Here is a 17,327-nt window from a genome sequence, read left to right as displayed (position 1 = left end):
GTGACGTCATGGCTGCCCTGGATCTCCCCGCACAGACACACGCCCGGACCGAAACCGAGCCGCAACCCCCGGCACCCGCCCCGGACACCCGCATGACCGCCCGGATGCGGCTCGTCCTCGTCGTCCTCCTCGTCGCCCAGTTCATGCTGGCCGTCGACTTCTCGATCCTGAACGTCGCCCTGCCCGTCATCGGCCAGGGACTCGGCTTCACCCTCGGCGGACTCCAGTGGATCGCCACCGCCTTCGCCCTCGCCGCCGCCGGCTTCACCCTCCTCTTCGGACGCGTCGCCGACCTCGTCGGACGCCGCCGCCTCTTCCTCGGCGGCATGGCCCTCCTCGGCGTCTCCTCCCTCGCCGGCGGCCTCGCCACCAGCCCCGAGGTCCTCATGGCCGCCCGCGTCGCCCAAGGCCTGGCCACCGCCGCCGTCACCCCCGCCGGCCTCTCCCTGCTCACCTCCTCCTTCCCCGAGGGCCCCCTGCGCGCCCGCGCCCTCGGCCTCAACGGCGCCCTGATGTCCGCCGGCTTCACCACCGGCGCGATCCTCGGCGGCGTCCTCACCGACCTGCTCTCCTGGCGGTGGGCCTTCCTCGTCAACGTGCCGGTGGCCCTCGCGGTCCTCGTCGTCGCCCCGATCGTCCTCAAGGAGAGCCGCCCGGCCGTCCGGCCCCGCCTCGACGTCCCCGGCGCGATCACCGTCACCGCGGGCCTCCTCGCCCTCGTCTACGGGCTGACCACCGAACCCCTGGCCCTCGTCGCAGGCGCCGCCCTGCTCGTCGCCTTCTGGTTCGTGGAGCGGCGCTCCGCCTCACCCCTCGTACCCGTACGGATCCTCACCCGCCGCACCGTCGTCTGGGGCAACCTCGCCGGGCTCGTCGCCTTCGTCACCGAGACCTCGCTGGTCTTCCTGATGACGCTCTACCTCCAGGACGTCCTCGGCTTCTCCCCGCTCGCCGCCGGGCTCTCCTTCGGTGTCCTCGGCGCCGGCACCGTCCTCGGCGGAGTGTTCGCCTCCCGCTTCATCGGCCGCTACGGCGCCCGCACCGCGCTCGTCGCCGGCGGGCTCCTCCAGGCCGCCGCGACCCTCGCCCTCTACGGACTCGGCGACGACCGGGGCAGCCTCGGGCTGCTGCTCGCCGCGACCTTCGCGGGCGGCGTCGGCAACATGCTCGCCATCGTCGGCTTCATGGTCACCGCCACCTCCGGCATCTCCGACCACGAACAGGGCACGGCGACCGGCCTCGCGACCATGACCCAGCAGATCGGCATCACCATGGGCACGCCGATTATGAGCGCCGTCGTCGTCACCGCGCCCGTGCTCCTCGACGGCATCGGCCTCGCGGTCCTCGTCAACGCCGCGATCGTCGCCGTCGGAGCGGTCCTGGCCGGCGTCTTCCTGCGCCGCGCGTGACGGGCGCCGGGACACGCGGAAGGCCGGACCCCGTCCACCGGGGTCCGGCCTCTCCTCATGTGCGACGCCTAGGGGGTGTCCGGCGGATCAGGGCCGGAAACGCCCTAGACGGGCCAGTACGACCGAGCCCAGGACCGCGGTCCGGGCCGGTGCCGTACCGACCGCGCGATGCGGGAGGGGTCCGACCATCCCTCCGGTACCGCCGGGCCGCCGCCCTCGGCGGACGCCGCCGCCGTGGCCGCGGCCCGGGCCTGGACCACCGCCAGTGCGGCGGCCAGCTCCTCCGGCGTCGGGTTACCTCGTACGACCTTGATCACAACGACTCCTTCGAGGTCCTGGAGGGCTTAGAGCGGGATGTTGCCGTGCTTCTTCGGGGGCAGGGATTCCCGCTTCGTCCGCAGCTGACGCAGCCCCTTCACGATCTGCGGGCGCGTGTCCGACGGCAGGATCACCCCGTCGATGTAACCGCGCTCGGCCGCGATGTACGGGTTGAGCAGGGCGTCCTCGTACTCCTGCATGAGCCGGGCCCGCTCGGCGTCCTGGTCGGCGGCCTCCGTGATGGTGCGCCGGTGCAGGATGTTCACCGCGCCCTGCGCGCCCATGACCGCGATCTGCGCCGTCGGCCACGCCAGGTTCAGGTCCGCGCCGAGGTGCTTGGAGCCCATGACGTCGTACGCGCCGCCGAACGCCTTCCGGGTGATGACCGTGATCAGCGGGACCGTGGCCTCCGCGTACGCGTAGATCAGCTTCGCGCCGCGCCGGATGATGCCGCCGTACTCCTGGTCCACGCCCGGCAGGAAGCCCGGCACGTCCACGAAGGTGAGCACCGGGATGTTGAAGGCGTCACAGGTGCGGACGAACCGCGCCGCCTTCTCGGACGCGTCGATGTCCAGGCAGCCCGCGAACTGCATCGGCTGGTTCGCGACCACACCCACGGGGAAGCCCTCGACCCGGCCGAAGCCCGTCAGGATGTTCGGCGCGAACAGCGCCTGCGTCTCCAGGAACTCGCCGTCGTCGAGGACGTGCTCGATGACCCGGTGCATGTCGTACGGCTGGTTCGCCGAGTCCGGGATCAGCGTGTCGAGCTCCCGGTCCTCGTCCGTCACGTCGGTCTCCGCGACCTCCGGGAAGGCCGGCGGCTCGGAGAGGTTGTTCGACGGGAGGTACGACAGGAGGGACTTCACGTACTCGATGGCGTCCTTCTCGTCCCCTGCCATGTGGTGCGCCACGCCCGAGGTCGCGTTGTGCGTCCGGGCACCGCCCAGCTCCTCGAAGCCCACGTCCTCACCGGTCACCGTCTTGATGACGTCCGGACCCGTGATGAACATGTGCGAGGTCTGGTCCACCATCACCGTGAAGTCGGTGATCGCGGGCGAGTACACCGCACCGCCCGCGCACGGGCCGACGACCAGGGAGATCTGCGGGATCACCCCGGACGCGTGGGTGTTGCGGCGGAAGATCTCGCCATACATGCCGAGCGCGCTCACACCCTCCTGGATGCGCGCGCCGCCGGAGTCGTTGATGCCGACGACCGGGCAGCCCGTCTTCAGGGCGAAGTCCATCACCTTGATGATCTTCTGGCCGTACGTCTCGCCGAGCGCACCGCCGAAGACCGTGAAGTCCTGCGAGAACACGGCCACGGGACGCCCGTCGACCGTGCCGTAGCCGGTGACGACACCGTCTCCGTACGGCCGGTTCTTCTCCAGACCGAAGTTGGTCGACCGGTGCCGGGCCAGTTCGTCCAGCTCGACGAACGATCCCTCGTCGAGGAGCAGGGCGATCCGTTCGCGCGCGGTCAGCTTGCCCTTGGCGTGCTGCTTCTCCACCGCACGCTCCGAGCCGGCGTGGGTGGCCTCGTCGATACGGCGCTTGAGGTCCGCGATCTTGCCTGCGGTCGTGTGAATGTCGATCTCGTACTGCTCTGCCGGCTCGGACATCGGGATGCGGCTCCCTGCCTGGTCACGGGGGGTTCGTTGACTACGAATGGGCTACTGCTCAGCTACTGAGCCGTAGCGTATCCACGCCGATACGGTTCGGCACTGCGGTCTTTGCCACACCTACTCTGGCTTGCATGACGTCCTCACAAGGCTCCGGCGGACCCTGGTCCGACCTCGACCGGCCCCCGCTGAACGCCGAAGCACTGCGCCGCGCACTCGTCCTCCCCGACGGCCTGTGGACCTCGCTCGACGTGGTCACGACCACCGGATCGACCAACAGCGACCTCACCGCCCGCGCCGACGACCTCCCCGAGGGCGCGGTGCTCGTCGCCGAGGAACAGACCTCGGGCCGGGGCCGCCTCGACCGCAGCTGGACGGCGCCCGCCCGCTCCGGCCTCTTCCTCTCCGTCCTCCTCAAGCCGGACGTGCCCGTCCACCGCTGGGGCTGGCTCCCGCTGCTCACCGGCGTGGCCGCCGCGACGGGCCTCGTGAAGGCCGCCGGAGTGGACATGTCCCTCAAGTGGCCCAACGACCTCCTTGTTTCCGTCGGGGGCGAGGAACGCAAGACCGGCGGCATCCTCGCCGAGCGGGCCGGCGCGGACGGCGTCGTCGTCGGACTCGGCATCAACGTCACCCTCCGTGAGACCGAACTCCCCGTCCCCGGAGCCGGCTCCCTGCTCCTCGCCGACGCCGTCTCCACCGACCGCGACACCCTCCTCCGGGCCGTCCTGCGCTCCCTCGCCCAGTGGTACGGGGACTGGGTACGGGCCGACGGCGACCCCGAGGCCTCCGGGCTCCAGGCGGCGTACGCGGCCGGCTGCGCGACCCTCGGCCGCCGGGTCAGGGCCGAGCTGCCCGGCGAGCGCATGCTGGAGGGCGAGGCGGTCGCCCTCGACGGAGACGGCCGCCTGGTGGTCGCCACGGAGGGCGGCGGCACGGAAGCGGTGGGAGCGGGCGACATCGTCCACCTGAGGACGTAGGCGGGGGCGGTCCCCCGCCCCCGGTGCGGGCATGCGTTCCGCCCCGGGCGGAACGGGTGGGCCCACCCCCGCCGCGCGCTGCGCCCTCCAGGTCGTGCACCCGGAGGGCCCGCGCCCCGGAAGGGCCCGCACCACCGGGCCCGGCAGCGAAGGCGGCGCCGTTCGCGCGTGAGCCATTCCACACCTGCCGTATCGTGGAGCGCGATCCAGGCGACAGATCGGCAGGGCAAGTGGGCAGGGAACGGGCAGGAGGCGGCCGGTGACCGTCGACGACGAGAACAAGGGCGACGCGCCCGAGCCTCCCACGTACCCCACCCCCCACCACGAGGTCGACCACACGGCCGAGCCGACCGACGATCCGCTCGCCATCCGCCTCGAACAGCTCATCCTCGGCGCCGACCGCCGGTACACCCCGTTCCAGGCCGCCCGCACCGCCGGCGTCTCCATGGAGCTCGCCTCCCGCTTCTGGCGCGCCATGGGCTTCGCCGACATCGGCCAGGCCAAGGCGCTCACCGAGGCCGACGTCCTCGCGCTGCGCCGGCTCGCCGGCCTCGTCGAGGCAGGGCTGCTGAGCGAACCCATGGCCGTACAGGTCGCCCGTTCCACCGGACAGACCACCGCCCGGCTCGCCGAGTGGCAGATCGACTCCTTCCTCGAGGGCCTCACCGAGCCGCCCGAGCCCGGCATGACCCGTACGGAGGTCACGTACCCCCTCGTCGAGCTGCTCCTGCCGGAGCTGGAGGAGTTCCTGATCTACGTCTGGCGGAGGCAGCTCGCCGCCGCCACCGGCCGGGTCGTGCAGGCAGCCGACGACGAGGAGATGGTCGACCGGCGGCTCGCGGTGGGCTTCGCGGACCTCGTCGGCTTCACCCGGCTCACCCGCCGCCTGGAGGAGGAGGAGCTCGGCGAACTGGTCGAGGCCTTCGAGACGACCTGCGCCGACCTGGTCGCCGCGCACGGCGGGCGGCTCATCAAGACCCTCGGCGACGAGGTGCTCTACGCGGCGGACGACGCCGGCACGGCCGCCGAGATCGCGCTGCGCCTGATCGAGACCCTCGGCCACGACGAGACGATGCCCGCGCTGCGCGTCGGCATCGCCTTCGGCACCGTGACGACCCGGATGGGCGACGTCTTCGGCACCACCGTGAACCTGGCGAGCCGCCTCACCTCGATAGCGCCGAAGGACGCCGTCCTGGTGGACGGCGCGCTCGCGGAGGAGCTGTCCAGGACGGGCGAGGCGCCGGTCTCGGAGGCGGAGGCGGCGGAGCTGGCGGCCAGCGCGGAGAAGGAGGGCCGCAAGGCCGCCACGTACCGCTTCGCGCTCCAGCCGATGTGGCAGCGCCCGGTCCGTGGCCTCGGCGTCGTCGAACCCTGGCTCCTGACCCGCCGCCCGACTTAGGATCACTCCCGTGAACGCCGGTTAACAGCCGTTAACGGGCGGGTCTTGGTCGGGAGGGTGTGCGGTCATGTCCGAGCAGCGCTTCGGTGAGTTCGTGGTGGTCAGGAAGGACGGGGGCGGGCACGTCGCCGAGCTGGTCCTCGACCGGCCCAAGGCGATGAACGCCGTCTCCTCCGAGATGGCCCGCTCCCTCGGCGCCGCCTGCGAGGCCCTCGCCGCCGACCCCTCGGTCCGCGTCACCGTCCTCACCTCGTCGAACGACCGCGCCTTCTGCGTCGGAGCCGACCTCAAGGAGCGCAACTCCTTCACCGACGCCGAGCTGGTCCGTCAGCGGCCGACCGCCCGCGCCGCCTACACCGGCGTCCTGGAGCTTCCGATGCCGACCGTCGCCGCCGTGCACGGCTTCGCCCTCGGCGGAGGCTTCGAGCTGGCGCTCGCCTGCGACGTGATCGTGGCCGACGCGACCGCCGTGGTCGGCCTCCCCGAGGTGTCCGTGGGCGTCATCCCTGGCGGCGGTGGTACGCAGCTGCTGCCGCGCCGAGTGGGCGCGGCGCGCGCCGCCGAGCTGGTCTTCACGGCCCGCCGGGTGGAGGCGGCGGAGGCCCGCGAGCTGGGCCTCGTCGACCTCCTGGAGGAGGACGCGCGGACGGCCGCCCTGGAGCTCGCAGGCCGGATCGCGGTCAACTCGCCGGTGGGCCTGCGCGCCGCGAAGAAGGCCATGCGGCTCGGTCAGGGCCTCGACCTTCGGGCGGGCCTCGAGGTCGAGGACGCGGCCTGGCGTTCGGTGGCCTTCTCGGGGGACCGGGCGGAGGGCGTGGCCGCCTTCAACGAGAAGCGGAAGCCGAACTGGCCGGGCGAGTAGGCCCACCTGATGCAGTAAATGTCACGGACGGTGACGTCCCGAAAGGGAAAACGGATCAAACCTCCCTAAGCTGGAGGAATGGGTGAGGACGGGCGGTTGCGGGCCGTAGTGGCGCTGGCGCAGGGGATGGCGGCGGCGCACACTCCACGCGAGTTCTGGCGGGCGGCGGCGCTCGGGTCCCGCGACGGGCTCGACGGGAGCTTCGCCGCCCTGTCGGTCTGGGAGCGGGACCACGGCCGTCTCAAGGTCCTGGTGAACGCGGGGGAGCGGGCCGTGGGGGAGGAGGAGTTCCCGGACTCGGAGACGTATCCGGTGCACCAGTTCCCCGAGATCACCGAGTTCCTGCACGAGCAGTGGGCGGGCGGCGGCGAGCCGGACGCCTGGGTGGAGACGGCGGGGGACCCGGTGCCGACCGGCCGCGTGACCGGGCTGCGCAAGCGGGGCCGGGGCTGCTGCGTGGTCGCCCCGATCGTGCTGCACGGGCGGGCGTGGGGCGAGCTGTACGTGGCCCGCCCGCCCGAGGCGAAACCTTTCACCCGCGCGGACGCCGACTTCGCGACCGTGCTTTCCGCGGTCGTCGCCGCCGGCATCGCCCAGGCCGAACGCCTGGAGGAGGTCCGCAAACTCGCCTTCACCGACCCGCTGACCGGTCTCGCCAACCGGCGGGCCGTCGACACCCGCCTCGACGAGGCCATCGAGCGCTACCGGGCGGACGGCTCCGTCGTCAGCCTGATGGTCTGCGACCTCAACGGCCTCAAGCGCGTCAACGACACCCACGGGCACGCGGTCGGCGACCGCCTCCTCGAACGCTTCGGCTCCGTCCTCTCCCGGTGCGGCGCCAAGCTCCCCGGCGCCCTCGCGGCCCGTCTCGGCGGAGACGAGTTCTGCCTCCTGACGGTGGGCCCGACGGCCGACGAGGTGGTCGCGGTCGCCGAGGAGCTCTGCGTACGGGCGGCGGAGCTGGAGCTGGGGGAGGGCGTCGCCTGCGGAGTGGCGTCCACCGGAGACCCCATCGGCCCCCTCAAGTCGGCCCGCCGCCTCTTCCGGCTCGCCGACGCGGCCCAGTACCAGGCCAAGGCGGCCCGCTCGACCAAGCCGGTGGTGGCGGGCCGCGACGGAACGGTCGTCCGCCTCGCCGACGCACCCCCGGGAGCCCGCGACCGCCGCCGCTTCAGGGACGCGCCACCGGTGGGGCAGCCGCCGACGGACCCGACCATGGCGGATCCGTGGCCCGACGCGCCGTCCTGAGCCGCCGGAGTGTCACCGGCCGCACTCCCGGGCGGCAGACTGGGAGCGCGTGACCGGTCATCGGGCAGGTAAGGGGTCGACCCCCGTCGGGGCCGTGACGAAGTCACCTAGTGACAGGTCGGTCTTCAATCCGTAGGGTGCTGAATATGGATATGCAGACAGTCGTCGTCCTCGGCACGTCCGGCACGACCCCGCAGGACGTCATCGACGTCGCCCGCCACGGCGCCCGCGTCGAGCTGTCGGCCGAGGCCGTGCAGGCGCTGGCCGCCGCCCGAGAGGTCATCGACGCGCTCGCCGCCAAGCCCGAGCCCGTCTACGGGGTCTCCACCGGCTTCGGCGCGCTCGCCACCCGGCACATCAGCCACGAGCTCCGCGCCCAGCTCCAGCGGAACATCGTCCGCTCGCACGCCGCCGGCATGGGCCCCCGCGTCGAGCGCGAAGTCGTGCGCGCCCTGATGTTCCTCCGTCTCAAGACGGTCGCCTCCGGACACACCGGTGTCCGCCCCGAGGTCGCGCAGACCATGGCCGACGTCCTCAACGCGGGCATCACCCCGGTCGTGCACGAGTACGGCTCCCTCGGCTGCTCCGGCGACCTCGCCCCGCTCTCCCACTGCGCCCTCGCCCTCATGGGCGAGGGGGACGCCGAAGGCCCCGACGGTGAGCTCAGGCCCGCCGGCGAGCTCCTCGCCGCTCACGGCATCACGCCCGTCGCGCTCAAGGAGAAGGAGGGTCTCGCCCTCCTCAACGGCACCGACGGCATGCTCGGCATGCTGATCATGGCCCTCGCCGACCTCGACACCCTCTACAAGTCGGCCGACATCACCGCCGCGCTCTCCCTCGAAGCCCTCCTCGGCACCGAGAAGGTCCTCGAACCCGAGCTGCACTCCATCCGCCCCCACCCCGGCCAGGCCGCCTCCGCCGCCAACATGCTGGCCGTGCTCAAGGGCTCCGGCCTCACCGGCCACGCCCAGGCCGGCGAGGCCCCCCGCGTCCAGGACGCCTACTCCGTGCGCTGCGCCCCGCAGGTCGCCGGCGCCGGCCGCGACACCATGGCGCACGCCCGGCTCGTCGCCGAGCGCGAGCTCGCCGCCGCCGTCGACAACCCGGTCGTCCTCGCCGACGGCCAGGTCCGCTCCAACGGCAACTTCCACGGCGCCCCCGTCGCGTACGTCCTCGACTTCCTCGCCATCGCCGCCGCCGACCTCGGCTCCATCGCCGAGCGCCGCACCGACCGGCTCCTCGACAAGAACCGCTCCCACGGCCTGCCGCCCTTCCTCGCCGAGGACGCCGGCGTCGACTCGGGCCTGATGATCGCCCAGTACACGCAGGCCGCCCTTGTCAGCGAGATGAAGCGGCTCGCCGTCCCGGCCTCCGCCGACTCCATCCCGTCCTCCGCGATGCAGGAGGACCACGTCTCCATGGGCTGGTCCGCCGCCCGCAAGCTGCGCACCGCGATCGGCAACCTCAACCGGATCATCGCCGTCGAGCTGTACGCCGCCACCCGCGGCGTCGAGCTCCGCGAGGGCCTCACCCCGGCCCCCGCGTCCCGGGCCGCCATCGCCGCCCTGCGCGCGGCGGGCGTCGAGGGCCCGGGCCCGGACCGGTTCCTCGCCCCCGACCTGGCCGCCGCCGACACCTTCGTACGGGAAGGGAAGCTGGTCGCCGCCGTGGAGCCGGTCACCGGCCCGCTGGCCTGACACCCACCCCACGCGCGCGGGATCCAGCCCTGGGTCCCGCGCGCCACGGGGTCCCGGGCAGCCAGGACCCGCGTACGCCGTGGGTCCCGGGCAGTTCCTACCGGGTACGCCGTGGGTCTCAGAAGGCGCGGCCCCGCACGCCGTGGATCTCGGGCAGTCCCCACCCCGTACGCCGTGGGTCTCAGAAAGCGCGGCCCCTGCGCCGCATCGCGAGCGCCACGAAACCCGCGCCGACCCCCAGGAAACCGGCCCCGCCCAGCAGATACGACGTGGTGTTCCGGCCCCCGGTCTCCGCGAGGCGCCCGCCGCCTCCCGCGGGCGCGTCCTGGATCACCCCGATGCGTACCCCGCCCCGCTCGTCGGTGGCGTTCGCGGACGGTACGAACCACAGGGCGCACAGCAGCGTCCCCGCGACGGTCGCGGTCAGCAGTCGGCGTCGGGCAGCGGGCACGGAAATGTCGGATCCCCCTTGCGGAAACCGCGAATTGGCAGGTGCGCCGATGCTAATGAACACAGCGGGTCGTGGGAAAGCCGAGGCCCCGCGGCACCTACGCTCCGACTCGTGAGCACTTCTGAGACAGCACGCTATGTACGCCTTCGCGTCGATGTGGTTCTGGAGATCGACGGTCCCGCCGAGCTGGCCGAGGCCGCGGAGGCCCGGATCGGCGCCGACGAGTTCATGCCCGAGGAAGAGCGGGTGCACGCCCGGGCCGCCGCGCGCGACGACAGCGCCGAGGCCCTCGCCTACCTCGTCGAGCCCTTCGACCTCATCCGCGACGTCCCCGGCATCGAGATGGTCCAGGCCTCCTGGAGCAGCGAGGAGGTCGAGTACGACCCCGATGCGCTGGAGTGGGACCTCGGCGAGGAGGATGGGGCGGAGGAAGACGACGACGACCGGCCGTAGCGGCGTGGTCCACCGGCCGTGAGGCCGGGAAGCCGCCCGGTGTGAGACCGGGAAGCCGCCCGGCGTGCAGCGCCGGGTGGCCGCTCTGCCGGAGGCCCCGGGACGCCGTCCCGGGGCCTTTGCCCGGCCCCGGGAACCGGACGCGCCACCGGTGCGTGTCGATCAGTGGTGTTCCCCACATACTGCCCGGTTCCGGAACCGGACGGGGTGTCATGGGTATTCAGGTAAGTGTTGGCAGGGATTCGGCGACGATGGAGATGCGTGTGATGACGGACGGCAAGCGCCGCAGGAGCCTGGCGGTCGCGGCCGCGGTGCTCGGCGGCGTAATGGTGCTCTCGGCGTGCAACGACGGCGACAAGGGCGGCAGCGCTTCCGGATCCGCGACACCAACGTCACAGGCCCAGGTCGACGAGGCCGTCGAGGCGGCCAAGACGTCCAAGGCGCAGATCACCATCGCGCCCGAGAGCGGCACGCAGAACGCGTCCATCAACAACGACGCCAAGGTCACCGTCGCCGACGGCAAGCTCACCGAGGTCACCATGACCTCCGCCGAGGGCACCCAGGTCAAGGGCGAGATAACGGCCGACGGCCTCAGCTGGAAGCCGAGCGAGCAGCTGGAGCGGGCCACGGTCTACAAGATCACCGCCACCGCCACCGACGCGGAAGGCCTGGAGGCGCACGAGAACTCCTCGTTCACCACCGTCTCCAAGGCCAACAGCTTCATCGGCAACTTCACGCCCGAGGACGGTTCGACCGTCGGCGTCGGCATGCCGGTCTCGATCAACTTCAACAAGGCGATCACCGACAAGAAGGCCGTCCAGGGCGGCATCACCGTCACCTCCAGCACCGGCCAGGAGGTCGTCGGGCACTGGTTCAACAGCCAGCGCCTCGACTTCCGCCCCGACGACTACTGGACCGAGGGCTCCACCGTCACCCTCAAGCTCGACCTCGACGGCGTCGAGGGCGCCGACGGTGTCTTCGGCGTCCAGCAGAAGACCGTCACCTTCAAGATCGGCCGCAACCAGGTCTCCACCGTCGACGTCGCCACCAAGACCATGACGGTCACCCAGGACGGCAAGACGATCAAGACCATTCCGATCTCCGCGGGCTCCCCGGAGAACCCGACCTACAACGGTCAGATGGTGATCTCCGAGAAGTTCAAGGAGACCCGGATGAACGGTGCCACCGTCGGCTTCACCGACGATGACGGCAAGGGCGAGTACGACATCAAGGACGTGCCGCACGCGATGCGCCTGTCCACGTCGGGCACGTTCATCCACGGCAACTACTGGGGCCCGGACTCGATCTTCGGCGCCGCCAACACCAGCCACGGCTGCGTCGGTCTCAACGACGTCAAGGGCGCGGGCGACCCGAACCAGACGGCCGCCTGGCTCTACGACCACTCGATCGTCGGCGACGTCGTGATCGTCAAGAACTCCAAGGACAAGACGATCGCCCCCGACAACGGCCTCAACGGCTGGAACATGAGCTGGGCGGACTGGAAGGCCGGCTCGGCGGTCTGATCCACGGCCCGACCCGTACGGCACGCAGGACAGCGGCGGCCCCCTCGAAGACCGAGGGGGCCGCCGGCGTTCGTCACCGCCCGACGTCCGCCGACAGGTTCACGCCCCAGCTCGCCAGCAACCGCAGGGCCTCCTCCGACGGAGACCCCGGCTCCGCGTGGAAGGTGACCAGTGACTGTTCCGGGTCGTCGGCCAGTTTCAGCGTCTCGCACCAGAGGGTCAGCTCGCCCACCAGCGGATGATCCAACCGCTTGCTGCCGTAGCCCTTGTCCTTCACGTGGTGCGCCGCCCACAGGCTCCTGAACGGCTCGCTCTTCACCGACAGCTCGCCGACCAGCGCGGACAGCAGAGGGTCATCCGGATGACGGCCCGCTTCCAGCCGCAGATGGCTGACGACCTCGCACGCCTTGTGCTCCCAGTCGACGAACAGCTCCCGGCAGCCGGACCCCAGGAACAGCAGACGGGCGATGTTGCGTTCCTCCGCGGGGAGCGAGGTGACATCCCCGAACAGCGCGGCGGCCATCCGGTTGCAGCCGAGGACATCCGTGCGCCGCCCTATGACGTACGCGGGCACCCCCACCATCGCGTCCATCAGCTGCTGCACCCCGGGCCGCAGTCGCTGCGGGCGCGGCGGGCGCCTCCTGCCGGGGGCGGGCTTGGCGAGCCGGGTCAGGTGCGCCCGCTCCGTGTCGCTCAGCCGCAGCGCCCGCGCGATCGCGTCCAGCACCTCCATGGACACGTTGCGGCCGTTGCCCTGTTCCAGACGGGTGTAGTACGCCACCGACACGCCCGCCAGCTGCGCCAGCTCCTCACGGCGCAGCCCCGGTACACGGCGATGCCGCCCGAACTCCGGCAGGCCCACGTCCTCGGGCTTCAGCCGGGCCCGGCGCGAGCGCAGGAATTCGCTGAGTTCGGCACTGAGATCCATGCAGCCCTATTATCCCAGGTCGTACGACCGGACAGCCGGGCATGCCTGTCCCTGCCAGTGGTAGGCACAGTGGACGTAGGCAGAGCAGGGCACTGGGTGGACCGCCGGAACTCCGGCAGCCTTGACGGCATGACCACGAACGTGACCACCGTCCCCGCCTACGCCGCACCCGCCGCCAACGCCCCCCTGGAGCGCACCACCGTGCCGCGCCGGGCCGTCGGCGAGCACGACGTCCTCATCGACATCAAGTACGCCGGCATCTGCCACTCCGACATCCACCAGGCGCGCGACGGCTGGGGCGAGGGCATCTTCCCGATGGTCCCGGGCCACGAGATCGCCGGCATCGTCGCCGAGGTCGGCCCCGGCGTGACGAAGTTCCGGGTGGGCGACCGGGTCGGCGTCGGCTGCTTCGTCGACTCCTGCCGCACGTGCGAGTACTGCCTGCGGGGCCTGGAGCAGTACTGCGCCCAGGGCATGACGGGTACGTACAACTCCCTCGACAAGAACGGTGAGCCGACGTACGGCGGCTACTCCCGCCACATCGTCGTCGACGAGAACTACACCCTGCGCATCCCCGAGGGCGTCGGCCTCGACGAGGCCGCGCCGCTGCTCTGCGCCGGCATCACCCTCTACTCGCCGCTCGCCCACTGGCAGGCGGGCCCCGGCAAGAAGGTCGCGATCGTCGGCCTCGGCGGCCTCGGTCACATGGGTGTGAAGATCGCCCACGCGCTCGGCGCGGAGGTCACCGTGCTCAGCCAGTCGCTGAAGAAGCAGGAGGACGGCCTGAAGCTGGGCGCCGACCACTTCTACGCGACGAGCGACCCGGAGACCTTCACCGAGCTCGCCGGCACCTTCGACCTGGTGATCTCCACGGTCTCGGCCCCGCTGGACTTCGGCGCCTACCTGAGCCTGGTCAAGACGGACGGCGCCCTGGTGAACGTGGGCGCGCCCGAGGAGCCCGTCGCGCTCAACCTCTTCTCCCTCATCGGCGGCCGCAAGACCCTCGCGGGCTCGATGATCGGCGGCATCGCCGAGACGCAGGAGATGCTCGACTTCTGCGCGGCGCACGGCCTGGGAGCGGAGATCGAGGTGATCGCCGCGGACCGCATCAACGAGGCGTACGAGCGGGTCCTCGCGAGCGACGTGCGCTACCGCTTCGTGATCGACGCGTCGACGATCTGACGACCTGGCGCAGGCGGCTGCCGGGGCATGACCTCGGGGGTAATCGACCCCGGACACCATGCCCCGGCACCCTTGCGTCATGACCGCATACGCCATCGGAAACCTGCAGCCGAAGCCCGCCCTCCACGAGGAGGTCCTCACCTACATGGAACGCATCCAGGGCACCCTCGACCCCTTCGGCGGCCGCTTCCTCGTCCACGGAGCCCCCGAACGGGAGGTCAAGGAGGGTGAGTGGCCCGGCGCCCTCGTGATCATCGGCTTCCCGACGTACGAGGACGCCCGGGCCTGGTACGACTCCGAGCCCTACCGCGCCCTCATCCCCCTGCGCACCCGCCACATGGCCGGAGACATCCTCCTGATCGACGGCGTTCCGCAGGGCTACGACCCGATGACGACCGTCGCGGCCCTGCGCGCCGCGTCAGACGGCACGGCCTGAGCGCAGTTCGAGCCGTGTGCCGCCGAAGCCCGCACGGAACCGGTCGTCGTGGGAGACCGCGACGACCGCGCCCCCGAAGGCGGCCAAGGCCGTCTCCAACTCCTCCACCAGCGAGAGCGCCACATGGTTGGTCGGCTCGTCCAGGACGAGCAGATCGGCCGGCCGGGTCACCAGCCGGGCCAGCTCCAGCCGGCGCTGCTGGCCCACCGAGAGCCGGGCCACCGGAACGGCCAGGTCCTCCTCCCGGAAGAGACCGAGGGCGAGCAGCTCCTCCGCGTGCTCCTCGGGCGGTCCGGGGCGGCCCGCCGCGTACGCCGTGAGCAGGGGCTTCGGGGACGGTACGGGGGGCAGCTCCTGGCGCAGGTACCCGACGGCGACCGGGCGGGTGACCGTACCGCTGTCGGGGCGGAGCTCACCGGCGAGGACGCGGAGCAGGGTCGTCTTGCCCGCGCCGTTGGGACCGGAGACGAGCAGCCGGTCACCGGCGGAGATCCGGAGCGCGTCGACGCGCAGCCGGTCGCCGACGACGACGTCGGCGAGCTCGACGAGAACGCCGTCGTCGACCGGAAGCACACCGCCCGACCCGGGACGGCCCGGCACCTCCGTGGCGACGGGAGAGACCGCCACCCCCGTGGCGACGGGACGGCCAGGCACCCCCGTGGCGACGGGACGGCCCGGCACCTCCGTGGCCGCGGGACCGGCCGAAGCCCCCATCCCGGCGGGACCGGCGGTCGGGATTCGGGCGGTGAAGCGGAGTGGCTCCGGTGGGGCCGCCACCGGTGTCCTCCGGAGCTGTTCGAGCCGTACACGCGCCGCCCTGACCTGCCCGGACAGCTTGTTCTCGTGTGAGCGGCGGTGCTTGCCGAAACCCTGCCGGGGATCCTTCCCCGCCCCCGCGAGCCGCTGCCCGGCCGAGGCCACGAGCTCCTCCGTACGGGCCAGTTCCTCCCGCCACTCCTCGTGCTCCCGCGCCCAGCGCCGCCGCGCCGCGGCCTTCGCCGCCCGGTAGCCGGACCAGCCGTCGCCGTACCGGGTCACCGCGCGGGTGTCCCGGTCGACCTCCAGGACCGTCGTCGCCATCCCTTCCAGGAAGCCCCGGTCGTGGGTGACCGCCACCACCGTGCCCCGATGGGCACGCAGCTGCTCCGTCAGCCAGTCGGCGGCGGCCCGGTCGAGGTGGTTCGTCGGTTCGTCGAGGAGCAGCAGCTCGGCGCCGGAGGCGAGGACGCAGGCGAGGGCGAGCCGTGACTGCTCGCCGCCGGAGAGCGTGCCGAGGCGGCGCTCGTACGGGACGTGCCCGAGGCCCAGCCCGTGCAGGGCGGCGTCCACGGCGGCGTCGGCCCGGTAGCCGCCGCGCTCCTCGAACCGGGCGGCCAGCTCGCCGTAGGCGAGGAGCTCCTCGGGCGTGGCGGCGCCGAGCCGCTCCTCGGCGGCCCGCATCTCCCGTTCCATCGCGCGGAGTTCGGTGAGGGCGGCGTCGACGGTGTCCCGCACGGTGTGCCCGGGTCCGAGGCCGAAGGTCTCGGCGAGCGTCTGGGCGAGCCGCGCGACGCCACCGGGGAAGCGGACGGTCACCTCCCCGCCGCCGGGCGTCTCGGCCCCGGCGAGCAGCCGAAGGAGTGTGGACTTCCCGGAGCCGTTCTCGCCGATGACGGCGGCCTTCTCGCCGGGGCGGACGGTGAACGTGATCTGTTCGAGTACGGAGCGGTCCCCGTAGGACTTGGAGACGTCCTTCAAGGTCAACTGGGCGCGGTCGCGCATGGGATCTTTCCCTGGAAGAGGGGACGTTCGGGCCGGAAGAAGGGACACCGGGCCGCCGCTGCCGCGCCGAAGGGGCGCCGGGTCAGCGGCTCGGGCCGTGTCCGCGGCCGGAATCAGAGAAAGAAGTAGAACGAACCCATGCGGTCGAGTGTAGCCACCGGGCGGGAGAAGCCCCATGGGAATAGGTGAGGGGCCCGCGAGGCGCAGCCACGGGAGGAGGTACGTGTTCGAGGTGGGCCCGGGTCGCGTGGAAGCCGAGCGGGTACTACTGCCAGACGGCACACCGCGGTGCGGTGTGCCGCCCGGCGGGTGGCAGCCGTTTGTCACGGACCCGTCGTGCGCAGGTCCGGAAGCTCACGCGACGAAGCGCGCCGTCAGCCGTCGGCCTTCGCCACGCCGATCGGGCAGGACACGCCCGTCCCGCCGATCCCGCAGTAGCCCGCCGGGTTCTTGTCCAGATACTGCTGGTGGTACGGCTCCGCCGGGTAGAACGGGCGGTTCTCGTCGGCCGGGAGGATCTCGGTGGTGATCGTGCCGTAGCCCGAGCCCGTCAGGACCTTCTGGTAGGCCTCGCGGGACGCCTCGGCCGCCGCGGCCTGGGCGGGGGAGTGGGTGTGGATCGCCGAGCGGTACTGGGTGCCCACGTCGTTGCCCTGACGGAAGCCCTGGGTCGGGTCGTGCGACTCCCAGAACAGCTTCAGGAGGCTCTCGTACGAGACCTTCGACGGGTCGAAGACGACCCGGACGGCCTCCGTGTGGCCGGTCAGGCCCGAGCAGACCTCCTCGTACGCGGGGTTGCGCGTGGAGCCGCCCTGGTAGCCGGCGAGGGTCGTCCAGACGCCGTCGGTCCGCCAGAACGTGCGCTCGGCGCCCCAGAAGCAGCCGAGGGCGAAGTCGGCGATCTCCAGACCGTCCGGGTACGGGCCGAGGAGCGGGTTGCCGAGGACGGTGTGGCGCTCGGGGACGGCGAACTCGGGCTCGGCACGGCCGGGCAGGGCCTGCTCGGGGGTGGGGAGGACGGGGGTGCGGGACAGGAACATGCTGCATCTCTCCTCGACGGT

Annotated in this window: 16 protein-coding genes; 10 read left to right on the top strand and 6 right to left on the bottom strand. The window is 72.1% G+C overall.

What is annotated here, in order from left to right; all coding sequences use genetic code 11:
- Window positions 1–8 precede the first annotated feature (8 nt).
- Window positions 9–1,409, top strand: coding sequence for an MFS transporter (locus ACFVYX_RS09175; RefSeq protein ID WP_389680718.1), 1,401 nt, complete (start codon window positions 9–11; stop codon window positions 1,407–1,409).
- A 104-nt stretch (window positions 1,410–1,513) separates the two neighbouring features.
- Here ACFVYX_RS09175 and ACFVYX_RS09170 read toward each other — a convergent pair whose 3' ends face one another.
- Complete coding sequence (locus ACFVYX_RS09170) at window positions 1,514–1,726, bottom strand: acyl-CoA carboxylase subunit epsilon (protein ID WP_389680717.1); 213 nt, start codon at window positions 1,724–1,726, stop codon at window positions 1,514–1,516.
- A 27-nt stretch (window positions 1,727–1,753) separates the two neighbouring features.
- Complete coding sequence (locus ACFVYX_RS09165) at window positions 1,754–3,346, bottom strand: acyl-CoA carboxylase subunit beta (protein WP_389680716.1); 1,593 nt, start codon at window positions 3,344–3,346, stop codon at window positions 1,754–1,756.
- 134 nt (window positions 3,347–3,480) lie between these two features.
- Here ACFVYX_RS09165 and ACFVYX_RS09160 point away from each other — a divergent pair, with 134 nt between their 5' ends.
- From ACFVYX_RS09160 to hutH, 5 genes are all read left to right on the top strand, one after another.
- Entirely contained in the window at window positions 3,481–4,326 is an 846-nt protein-coding gene (locus ACFVYX_RS09160) for a biotin--[acetyl-CoA-carboxylase] ligase (protein ID WP_389680715.1), read from the top strand.
- 259 nt (window positions 4,327–4,585) lie between these two features.
- Window positions 4,586–5,725: an adenylate/guanylate cyclase domain-containing protein gene (locus ACFVYX_RS09155; RefSeq protein ID WP_389680714.1), complete on the top strand. Its 1,140-nt coding sequence runs from the start codon at window positions 4,586–4,588 to the stop codon at window positions 5,723–5,725.
- Window positions 5,726–5,792: 67 nt separating this feature from the next.
- Window positions 5,793–6,587, top strand: coding sequence for an enoyl-CoA hydratase/isomerase family protein (locus ACFVYX_RS09150; protein ID WP_389680713.1), 795 nt, complete (start codon window positions 5,793–5,795; stop codon window positions 6,585–6,587).
- A gap of 78 nt (window positions 6,588–6,665) precedes the next feature.
- Entirely contained in the window at window positions 6,666–7,835 is a 1,170-nt protein-coding gene (locus ACFVYX_RS09145; RefSeq protein ID WP_389680712.1) for a diguanylate cyclase domain-containing protein, read from the top strand.
- Window positions 7,836–7,987: 152 nt separating this feature from the next.
- Entirely contained in the window at window positions 7,988–9,532 is a 1,545-nt protein-coding gene (hutH, locus tag ACFVYX_RS09140) for a histidine ammonia-lyase (RefSeq protein ID WP_389681113.1), read from the top strand.
- Window positions 9,533–9,713: 181 nt separating this feature from the next.
- Here the strand turns inward: hutH and ACFVYX_RS09135 are convergent, their stop codons facing one another.
- Entirely contained in the window at window positions 9,714–9,983 is a 270-nt protein-coding gene (locus ACFVYX_RS09135) for an LPXTG cell wall anchor domain-containing protein (RefSeq protein WP_389680711.1), read from the bottom strand.
- Between the two features lie 111 nt (window positions 9,984–10,094).
- Between ACFVYX_RS09135 and ACFVYX_RS09130 the strand changes: the two genes are divergently transcribed.
- Together ACFVYX_RS09130 and ACFVYX_RS09125 are read left to right on the top strand one after the other, a co-directional pair.
- Window positions 10,095–10,436 carry a hypothetical protein gene (locus ACFVYX_RS09130; RefSeq protein ID WP_389680710.1) on the top strand — a complete coding sequence of 114 codons (342 nt, stop codon included), beginning with the start codon at window positions 10,095–10,097 and terminating at the stop codon, window positions 10,434–10,436.
- A 251-nt stretch (window positions 10,437–10,687) separates the two neighbouring features.
- A complete protein-coding gene (locus ACFVYX_RS09125) occupies window positions 10,688–11,959 on the top strand; it encodes an Ig-like domain-containing protein (RefSeq protein ID WP_389680709.1) in 1,272 nt (423 codons plus the stop codon).
- A gap of 73 nt (window positions 11,960–12,032) precedes the next feature.
- Here the strand turns inward: ACFVYX_RS09125 and ACFVYX_RS09120 are convergent, their stop codons facing one another.
- Entirely contained in the window at window positions 12,033–12,887 is an 855-nt protein-coding gene (locus tag ACFVYX_RS09120; RefSeq protein ID WP_389680708.1) for a helix-turn-helix domain-containing protein, read from the bottom strand.
- 129 nt (window positions 12,888–13,016) lie between these two features.
- Between ACFVYX_RS09120 and ACFVYX_RS09115 the strand changes: the two genes are divergently transcribed.
- Together ACFVYX_RS09115 and ACFVYX_RS09110 are read left to right on the top strand one after the other, a co-directional pair.
- Window positions 13,017–14,069, top strand: a complete 1,053-nt coding sequence (locus ACFVYX_RS09115; protein WP_389680707.1) for an NAD(P)-dependent alcohol dehydrogenase — start codon at window positions 13,017–13,019, stop codon at window positions 14,067–14,069.
- A gap of 79 nt (window positions 14,070–14,148) precedes the next feature.
- Window positions 14,149–14,505, top strand: a complete 357-nt coding sequence (locus tag ACFVYX_RS09110; protein ID WP_389680706.1) for a DUF1330 domain-containing protein — start codon at window positions 14,149–14,151, stop codon at window positions 14,503–14,505.
- On the opposite strand, the gene ACFVYX_RS09105 is transcribed toward ACFVYX_RS09110, so the two are convergent.
- On the bottom strand, window positions 14,488–16,266 hold the full coding sequence (locus ACFVYX_RS09105) for an ABC-F family ATP-binding cassette domain-containing protein (RefSeq protein WP_389680705.1): 1,779 nt from the start codon (window positions 16,264–16,266) through the stop codon (window positions 14,488–14,490). The two genes, ACFVYX_RS09110 and ACFVYX_RS09105, sit on opposite strands and share 18 nt — an antisense overlap.
- A 374-nt stretch (window positions 16,267–16,640) precedes the next feature.
- Complete coding sequence (gene msrA / locus ACFVYX_RS09100) at window positions 16,641–17,306, bottom strand: peptide-methionine (S)-S-oxide reductase MsrA (RefSeq protein WP_389680704.1); 666 nt, start codon at window positions 17,304–17,306, stop codon at window positions 16,641–16,643.
- Between the last annotated feature and the right edge of the window lie 21 nt (window positions 17,307–17,327).

It is taken from the genome of Streptomyces sp. NPDC058326, assembly GCF_042879855.1.
Lineage (GTDB): Bacteria > Actinomycetota > Actinomycetes > Streptomycetales > Streptomycetaceae > Streptomyces.
Note: the sequence above shows the minus strand (reverse complement) of the source record. Positions and strands in the feature narration are given on the sequence as shown.